This is a genomic window from Pseudomonas sp. UBA6276 (assembly GCF_002438365.1).
Classification (GTDB): Bacteria; Pseudomonadota; Gammaproteobacteria; order Pseudomonadales; family Pseudomonadaceae; genus Aquipseudomonas; species Aquipseudomonas coleopterorum.
Genome location: NZ_DJUS01000086.1, coordinates 25,421 through 34,493, shown reverse-complemented (window position 1 = coordinate 34,493; position 9,073 = coordinate 25,421). Strand labels below are relative to the sequence as shown.

Genomic DNA, 9,073 nt, shown 5'->3' with positions numbered 1-9,073 from the left:
GGCTTGCGCCGCTGCTACACGGGGCGCAGACGACGTTCATGCTTTGTGCAAGGCATCGCCGTGATGCAGCGCCGAGTGACCCGTCTTGTCGCTCTTGACCTCGTACTGCGGCTCATCCTTGGACGCCGGCCGGTGTTTGCCCATGAACTCCACGTCCTTGACGTGAACCTTGGTCACCTTGCCGTGGATCTCCCCCGCCTCGGAATTCCAGCGCACCGCGTCACCCACCTTGAATGCATGGCTCATGGTCTTGCTCCTCATGTGATGAAAAACCCTTCAAGAAAAGGAGTGCAACGCACTTCATTGATTCACTCCACATAACGACTCAACGTCCGGACGGCACTGCGTGCAAGGTGAACTCGGTGATTTCCGACGGCACCCCCAAACGAATCGGAAAGCCGTTCCACAACCCGCTACCATTGCTGACATACAACTGCAGGCCTGCACGGCGGTACAACCCCGACACGAACCCCTCGTTGGCCTTGGCCACCACCTGATCGAAACCGCGAATCATGCCGCCATGGGTGTGCCCGGACAGCTGCAGATCGACCCCGGCGGCGATCGCCTGATCGATTCCGGCGGGTCGATGGTTGAGCAGCACGATCGGCGCATCGGCCGGTGCACCGCGCAGAGCCAGATCCAGGTCCGGTGCGCTACCTCCGTACCGGGTGGCGACCTTGTCGGTGATACCGGCGATGACCAGTTGCCCGCGTGTATCGCCGACCACCTCATGCTGGTTGATCAGGCTGTGCATGCCTGCTTCGCGAAACTTGGCCATCCAGCCTTCGTTGCCGAAGTAATACTCGTGGTTGCCGGGAATCGCGATCACGCCATCGCGGGCGCGCAGCTTCGCCAGCGGTCGCACGTCGGTGGCCCGTGCCTGAAGGGTGCCGTCGATGAGGTCCCCGGTGATCACCACCAGATCCGGCGCCAGCGCGTTGGTGCGCGTGACGACTTCGTCCACCCAGGGCTCGGGAAACAGCACGCTGATGTGCAGGTCGGACAGCTGCACCAGCCGGAACCCATCCAGCGCCGGCGCCAGCCCGGGTATCTGGATGTCCACCTGACGCACGTCCGGCACGCGGGTAGCCTGGGCCACACCGAAGCCGGAGACCACCACCGCCAGCGCTGCCACGCCATAGCGCCATTTGGCCAGGGCGCGGCGTGACGAAGCGCGGCGACGGACCAGGCGGGTCAGCAGGATGCCCAGATCCAGCACCAGCACGAAAGCGAACAGCAGGGCAAACCCGGTAAAGGCCCAGCCAGCGCTGTACGCCACCCAATAGGGGACTTCAGGCGAGTACATGGTCCCGGTGAACGCCAGAATCAGCAGGTGATACTTGGACGCGGCGAGCAGCACCAGACCGATCAGCAAACGCCAGCCAGTGGCCAGGGGCAATGGGTAGATGAAGCGCAGCGCAACATACAGAAACGCGACAGTCGCATAGATGTGGAACACGGCTATTCCTCATGGTCAGTGGCACTCTGACAGCCGGGCACTTCGATGGTTTGTCAGCGAGTTGCTACAGAACGTGTGCAACCCCTCGACCCACCTGATGCGCTGCGCCCCCCCTGTAGCAGCGGCGCAAGCCGCGTCGGCGATCCACGCGGAGTGTCAGGCAAATTGCGGTGAGGCCGGACGCGGCTTGCGCCGCTGCTACAGGGGATCGGGGTGTCTGCGGGCCTGCAACCTCAACTGTCCGGAAACGGAATGGACAGCAACCACTCGCGAAAGGCCACCAGCGACGGCAGTTGCTGATTGTGGGTGGGATACGCCAGGTAATACCCGCGACCGCTTTCCATGGGCTCGAACAGGGTCACCAACTCACCCTGAGCGATTTCGTCCTGTACCAGAATGCGCGGCACCAGCCCGATGCCGATCCCGGCGATGACCGCCTGGATCAGGTGCGCCGTGTGCTCGAAGCTCGGCCCCAGGCGCGGGGTCGACGAGCCGGTCAACCCGACGCTGGCAAACCAGTCCGACCACGCGTGTGGCCGCGACACCACGCCCAAGAGCAACTGCCGCCCTGCCTCCTGCACGGACATCTGCTCATGAGCGGGCAAGGCCTTGGGGCTGGCCACCACCACCAGCTTCTCCGAGAGCAATCGATGCGCCACATAGCCCGGCCACTGCCCCGACCCCGCGCAGATGATGGCGCTCATGTCCTGCACGCCTTCGGACAGGTCACCGCGCACGATGCGCGAATGAAGATGTACCAGACTGCCGGGATGGCGCCCATAGAAGTCTCCCATCCGCGGCATCAGCCATTTGGACGCGAAGGTCGGCAGCACCGCCAGGTGCAGGGTATCTGCCTCGATGCGGTGGGAAATGGTCTGCAGGGTGGCGCCGCGAATCCGCGCCAGGGCGCCGGCCAGCTCGTGCTGGTACAGCGCGCCTGCTGCGGTCAACTCGATGTGCCTGCCTTCACGTTTGAACAACGCCACCTCAAGCAGTGCTTCGAGGGCCTGCACCTGCCGACTCACCGCGCTCTGAGTCAAGGCCAGTTCGGCCGCCGCCCGGGTGAAACTGCCGTGGCGACCCGCAGCTTCGAACGCCAGCAGCAAAGACATGGAAGGTGTGAGCCGTCGAGGACTCATTCATTGAGCTCATGCAAAAAACGAAGGATATACGTTTGCCCGGTGGGCCCGTGTCGGCGAAAATACGGTCACGCACGTCATGATGCAAGGCCCCTGCGGTAGATACGATCGGCTCTTCGAACTCGATCACCGCGCGCTTCAGCCCATTGCACACATGCCTGTTTCGAATGCAAATCCACTGCCCCGCCGGATTCCGACTGCCATGATCGCCGAACTGTCCCGCCAGAAAGCTCCTCTTGCGCCCTATCAGGCGCTGCTGCGTCAGCTCGACCGTGCAGGCTTCCAGGGCGAGATCGTCGACGACTACGCCATGCGCACGGTGCTGGCCACGGACAACTCGATCTATCAGCGCCAGCCCCAGGCCGCCGTATTCCCTCGGCACGAGGCCGACGTGCAGCTCCTGACCCGCCTGGCCAGCCAGCCGGAACATCGTAGTGTAGTGCTGACCCCACGCGGCGGCGGCACCGGCACCAACGGCCAGTCGCTGACCGATGGCCTGGTTGTGGACCTGTCCCGGCACATGAACCAGGTGCTGGAAATCAACGTCGAAGAGCGTTGGGTGCGAGTCCAGAGCGGCGTGGTCAAGGATCAGCTCAATGCGGCCCTGAAGCCTCATGGACTGTTCTTCGCCCCCGAGCTGTCGACCTCCAACCGCGCGACCATCGGCGGCATGATCAACACCGACGCCAGCGGCCAGGGCAGCTGTACCTACGGCAAGACCCGCGACCACGTGCTGGAGCTGACCACCCTGCTGCTGGGCGGCGAGCGCCTGCACAGCCACAGCCTCGATGCGTCGCAGCTACAAGCCAACCGCGCGGGCGACGGCCGTATCGCCGAGGTCTATCGGTGCGCAGCAACCATCGCCGACGAGCAGGCCGAACTGATCGACGCGGTCTTCCCCAAGCTCAACCGCTGCCTCACCGGCTATGACCTGGCCCACCTGCGCGAGGCCGACGGGCGCTTCAACCTCAACAGCGTACTCTGCGGCTCGGAAGGCTCGTTGGGCTTCATCGTCGAAGCCAAGCTCAACGTGCTGCCGATCCCCAGGCATTCCATTCTGGTCAATGTGCGCTATGCCGGCTTCATGGACGCGCTCAACGACGCCAATGCCTTGATGGCGCACCAGCCACTGTCGATCGAAACCGTGGACTCCAAGGTCCTCCTGCTGGCCATGAACGACATCGTCTGGCATGGCGTGGCCGAATACTTTCCCACCGACGCACAGGCGCCGACCCTGGGCATCAATCTGGTGGAATTCAGCGGCGACGACCTGGCCGTCGTCGAGCAGCGTGTCGAACAGTTCATTGCCCACCTGCAGCAGGACACCACGGTGCAGCGCCTGGGTCACACGCTGGCGGTCGGCGCTCTGGCGGTGAGCCGGGTCTACGCGATGCGCAAGCGCGCCGTGGGCCTGCTCGGCAACGTTCAGGGCGAAGCCCGGCCGCAGCCGTTCGTCGAGGACACCGCCGTGCCGCCGCAGAACCTGGCGGCCTACATCGGCGAGTTTCGTGCCTTGCTCGACGGTCACGGCCTGCAGTACGGCATGTTCGGCCATGTCGATGCCGGCGTGCTGCACGTGCGGCCGATCCTGGACATGAAGGACCCGCGCCAGGCCGCCCTGATCCGGCCTATTTCCGACGAGGTCGCGGCGCTCACCCAGCGGCACGGTGGCCTGCTCTGGGGCGAGCACGGCAAGGGCCTGCGCTCGCAATACGTGCCCGAGTACTTCGGCGAGCTGTATCCGGCCCTGCAGGCACTCAAGGCCGCTTTCGATCCGTTCAACCAGCTCAACCCGGGCAAGATCGCCACACCGGCCAGTGTCGCCGATGCGCGACTGACCCAGGTCGACGAAGTGACCCTGCGTGGCGAGCTGGACCGCAGCATCGACGAGCGGGTCTGGCAGAGCTACGACAGCGCCGTGCACTGCAACGGCAACGGTGCGTGCTACAACTTCGACCCGAACGACGCCATGTGCCCGTCGTGGAAAGCCACACGCAACCGTATTCATTCGCCCAAGGGCCGTGCCTCGCTGATCCGCGAATGGCTGCGCCTGCAGGGCCTGCACGGCGCCAACGTACTGCAGAGCGCGAGCGGCAACCTGTTCCAGCGTGCGCGCAACAGCCTGGCCCGGCGCATGGGCCGCGACGACTTTTCCCACGAGGTGTACGACGCCATGGCCGGCTGCCTGGCCTGCAAGTCGTGCGCGGGGCAGTGCCCGGTCAAGGTCAACGTGCCGGAATTCCGTGCGCGCTTTCTGCAGCTCTACCACGGGCGCTACCTGCGACCATTGAAGGATTACCTGATCGGCTCGCTGGAATTCAGCATCCCGTACCTGGCGCGCTTTCCCCGTGCCTACAACGCGGTCATGTCCTTCGCGCCGGTGCAACAGGCGCTGCAACGCGTGGCCGGCATGGTCGACAGCCCGCTGCTGAGCCTGGTCGATTTCCAGGCTCACTGTCGCGACTGGAACGTGCGCGCGGCGACCGCCGATCGTCTCGCCCGGCTGACCCCCGAGCAGCGTCAGCGCAGCGTGATCCTGGTGCAGGATGCTTTCACCCGCTACTTCGACACGCCGGTAATGGCCGACTGGCTCGAGCTGATTTCGCGGCTGGGTTTCGACATCTACCTGGCGCCCTTCGCCGCCAACGGCAAGCCGTTGCAGGTGCAGGGCTTTCTCGGTGCATTCGACAAGGCCGCCCGGCACAACGCCCAGTCGCTGCGGCAATTGCAGGCCAGCGGCATCGCTCTGGTCGGCCTGGATCCGGCCATGACCCTGGTGTACCGCCAGGAGTACGCGAAAACCCTGGGCCACGACCAGGCACCGACCGTTCTACTGCCCCAGGAATGGCTAGCACAGGTACTGCCGCAGACCGGCGAACCCGGCACCGGCGGCGTCTACCAGCTGTTGCCGCATTGCACCGAGAAGACCAACGAGCCGAACAGCATCACCCATTGGCAACAGGTGTTCAGCCGTCTGGGCGCGACCTTGCAGGTATTGGCCAGCGGCTGCTGCGGCATGTCCGGCACCTATGGCCATGAAGCGCGCAACGTCGCCACTTCCAAGGTCATCTACGGGCAATCCTGGCAGCCGTTGCTGGCCCGCTACCAGAGCTCGGGCAATCTGCTTGCCGACGGCTATTCCTGCCGCAGTCAGGTCAAACGCGAAGAAGGTCACACGGTCCGTCACCCGCTACAGGCCCTGCTGGAGCACGTGAGAAAAAACACCGTTTGAAAACGCTGGCGAGCCTGACGTTGATGACTATGCTCGGGTAGACTAGGCGGCTAATCGACCCCGCATGCTCGCTTGCGCACACAGGAATTTCTCGGATGTCCGTCCAGGCTCGCAACAATGTGGTAGTCAAGGGCCAAGGGCCTCTGACGCTGGTGTTCGCCCATGGGTTTGGCTGCGACCAGAACATGTGGCGCATGGTCGAACCTACCTTTGCCAAGCGATACCGCACGGTGTTGTTCGACATGGTCGGATGCGGCAAGTCCGATGTCGGCGCCTATGACATCGACAAGTACTCAACGCTGGCGGGCTATGCCGAGGACATCGTCGAAATCATCCAGGAATTCAAACAGGGTCCGGTGGTGTTCATCGGCCATTCGGTCGGCGCGATGGCCGGCGTCATGGCCGCCAACCTGAGCCCCGGGCTGATCAGTGCCCACGCCATGGTCGGCCCCTCGCCGTCCTACATCACCGACGAGGACTATCCCGGCGGCTTCACCCGCGACGACATCGACGCCCTGCTCTCGACCCTTGAAAGCAACTACCTGGGCTGGTCCAGTGCGATGGCGCCACGCATCATGGGCAACTCGGAAACGCCGGAACTGGGCGCCGAACTGACTAACAGTTTCTGCCAGACCGACCCGAACATCGCCAAGCGTTTCGCGCGTGTGACCTTCCTCACCGACAGCCGCGAAGACGTACGCCAGTTACGTGAGCCGGTACTGGTCATCCAGTCTTCCGACGACTTCATCGCGCCCAGGGCCGTTGGCGAATACCTGACTCAAGTGATCGACGATTGCCGCATGGTGCTGGTCGAGAACGAAGGCCACTGCCCGCACCTGAGCCAGCCTGCCGCCTGCATCGAAGCCATCCAGACCTTCCTCGACCAGACCTGCGGCCATCTGCCCGCATGAGCGTCGAGGCCACGGGCATCCCGAATGCCGAGGCGCTCTATCAACAGGCTCCCTGCGCCCTGCTGCTCATCAACGAGAAGGGCTTGATCCTCGAGGTCAACCAGACGTTCTGCCAATGGCTGGGCCATACCCGCGAGCAACTGATCGGCACACGCAAGCTGCAGGAACTACTGACCGTAGGTGGTCGCATGTTCTACCAGACGCACTGGATGCCATTGCTGGCGATGCAAGGTTTCATCACCGAGGTCAAACTGGACTTCTTGACCGCGCAAGGCACTGTCGCGCCGATGGTACTCAATGCCGGAAGACGCGAGCATGAAGGCCAGGTGCTCAACGCCGTATCGGCGTTCATCGTGGCTGACCGCATGCGTTTCGAACAGGAACTCCTGCAGGCCAAGCGTCAGGCCGAGGACGCCTTGCAGCGGCATGTGGTGCTGGAACACGAACTGAATCGACAGCGCGAGCTTGCCGTGGATCGCGCACTGTTCGCCGAGCAGATGATCGGCATCGTCAGCCACGATCTGCGCAACCCGTTGCAGGTCGTGTCGATGGCAGCGCAGTACCTGCGTTCGCAGGACATGACCGAACGGCAGGACACCATGCTCGGCCACATCAGGGAGGCCACGACACGTTCGCAACGCCTGATCAACGATCTCTTGGACTTCACCCAGGCGCGAATTGGCCAGGGTTTGGCGGTGAGCCGCGCACCCATCCAACTGGACCGTGTCGTCGCGGCCGCCGTCGCCTCGTTGCGCCTGCTTCACCCACACCGCGAAATCGCTTTCAGCGCCAGCGACGAAGCCTTGTTCTGCCAGGCGGACGCGGACCGTCTGGCGCAATTGCTCGGCAATCTGGTCTCGAATGCGGTGACTTATGGCGATGGCGCCAGCCCTATCGACGTGCGAGTGTCGGCAGCACAGGGAACAGTGGAAATTGCCGTGCACAATGTCGGCAATCCGATCGACGAAACCCAGCTGAGCACGATTTTTTCCCCCATGACGCGAGGAGCTGAAGCGGGTCGCGAAGTACGCAGTGTCGGGTTGGGCCTGTTCATCGTCAGCGAGATCGCCAAGGCCCACGGGGGTGTGGTCGAAGTCGTTTCTACCGCACAGGCAGGGACCACCTTTGCCGTGCGTTTTCCGGCGTATGCCTCAGGCGGTCACTGACCGCCATCGGCAGACCGGCTGCCCAAACCTCAGCGCGGCTCGTGCATCGGGCAACCGTTGTGGGTGGCGCGAAAGCCGGATGACATCTCGTAGGCGGGTTTGCGCACCCGCATGACACCCCCCAGCGGACGGTGCGCCGCCAGACCATGCCAAGGGCTGAACGACATCCGCTCGTTGATCGTCTGAATGCTTTCCTCCGACCATGCGGCCTGGGCCGGCACTTCAATACGGGCAACGGTCACGAAGGGACTCAGCTCTTCCGACCATTGCTTGGAAGCATCCTCGATCGGCATTTCATCAAGGTCGGTTGCCAGCTGGATACGCACTTCCCACGTACCCCCCTGGGTTGCGAAATATTCGGTGACCGCTTCACGCAGTCCGTCTGGCTTGCCGTCTAGATCGACGGGTTGATCGGTCAAATCGGTCAGCGATTGGGCCACTGGCACCACTTCCAGCTTGGCGTAGTGGTTACCGTACAGAAACGGCACGACGGTATTGAAGGTTTCGCCCAGCACATGGGTCAGCGGATGCCCGCCCATGCTCTTGAGCGTACCGCTTTCACCGCCCATGGTCTCGATCACCGACTCCACGCCACGAAGCAGCGCCGAAAACGCCTTCTTCAGACCAGGACCCTTGTCTGTGGTCTTGGCCAAGAGCTTGAGACTCTTCAAGAACGCCTTTGGCGTGGCAGCGGTGAACGCCTTGGCGTTCTGCATCACGAAATCCTGGGTCACATCGCCTTCACTGCCCGGCAAACGCTCGCCCTGAACGCCAACGATCTTCAGCCCCAAGCCGCGAGGTGTGGAAACCTTGTCGTCCAGAATGTCACCAGGGTTGGTGGAAAAGCGCATCACCACCGGCAGTGTGCCAGGGACGGCAAAGGCGCCCTGCGCCAAAGGCGCAGGAAGACCCTCGAGTACCGTGATATGACCCCTTACCAGCCCGTGAGCCTTGGCATGCACGCCACGCAACGCGTGGCCGCCGTCTTCGAACGTCGTATCCAGGATGCTGCGCATCACCTGGTTAAGCTCTTGGCTGGTTTCAGCCTCGTCATCGGGCACTTGCTCGAATGAAGGCTCAAACACCAGCGGAGTGACGGTCAATCCACCTTCCGGCAGTGGACGGTCAGCCAATGGGTTATCCGAAGAATGGTTCATGTGCATGCC

At 63.3% G+C, this 9,073-nt stretch carries 7 protein-coding genes; 3 read left to right on the top strand and 4 right to left on the bottom strand.

Going from position 1 to position 9,073, the window contains the following annotated elements; genetic code table 11:
• Window positions 1–36: 36 nt before the first annotated feature.
• From B2V21_RS10265 to B2V21_RS10255, 3 genes are all read right to left on the bottom strand, one after another.
• Window positions 37–246, bottom strand: a complete 210-nt coding sequence (locus B2V21_RS10265; protein WP_049861344.1) for a DUF2945 domain-containing protein — start codon at window positions 244–246, stop codon at window positions 37–39.
• 79 nt (window positions 247–325) lie between these two features.
• Entirely contained in the window at window positions 326–1,459 is a 1,134-nt protein-coding gene (locus tag B2V21_RS10260) for a metallophosphoesterase (protein ID WP_286916786.1), read from the bottom strand.
• A gap of 233 nt (window positions 1,460–1,692) precedes the next feature.
• Window positions 1,693–2,598, bottom strand: a complete 906-nt coding sequence (locus tag B2V21_RS10255) for a LysR substrate-binding domain-containing protein (RefSeq protein WP_286916785.1) — start codon at window positions 2,596–2,598, stop codon at window positions 1,693–1,695.
• Between the two features lie 202 nt (window positions 2,599–2,800).
• On the opposite strand from B2V21_RS10255, the gene ydiJ reads away from it, so the two are divergent.
• From ydiJ to B2V21_RS10240, 3 genes are all read left to right on the top strand, one after another.
• The gene (gene ydiJ, locus B2V21_RS10250; protein ID WP_286916784.1) at window positions 2,801–5,830 is read left to right on the top strand and encodes a D-2-hydroxyglutarate dehydrogenase YdiJ; all 3,030 of its coding nucleotides are present in this window, start codon (window positions 2,801–2,803) and stop codon (window positions 5,828–5,830) included.
• A 95-nt stretch (window positions 5,831–5,925) separates the two neighbouring features.
• Complete coding sequence (locus tag B2V21_RS10245) at window positions 5,926–6,741, top strand: alpha/beta fold hydrolase (protein WP_192065610.1); 816 nt, start codon at window positions 5,926–5,928, stop codon at window positions 6,739–6,741.
• The gene (locus B2V21_RS10240; RefSeq protein WP_286916783.1) at window positions 6,738–7,907 is read left to right on the top strand and encodes a PAS domain-containing sensor histidine kinase; all 1,170 of its coding nucleotides are present in this window, start codon (window positions 6,738–6,740) and stop codon (window positions 7,905–7,907) included. The genes B2V21_RS10245 and B2V21_RS10240 overlap by 4 nt, the downstream gene beginning before the upstream one ends.
• Before the next feature lie 29 nt (window positions 7,908–7,936).
• Here B2V21_RS10240 and B2V21_RS10235 read toward each other — a convergent pair whose 3' ends face one another.
• Window positions 7,937–9,064 (bottom strand): catalase family protein, encoded by a 1,128-nt coding sequence (locus B2V21_RS10235; RefSeq protein ID WP_049861369.1) that lies wholly within the window; start codon window positions 9,062–9,064, stop codon window positions 7,937–7,939.
• Window positions 9,065–9,073 lie beyond the last annotated feature (9 nt).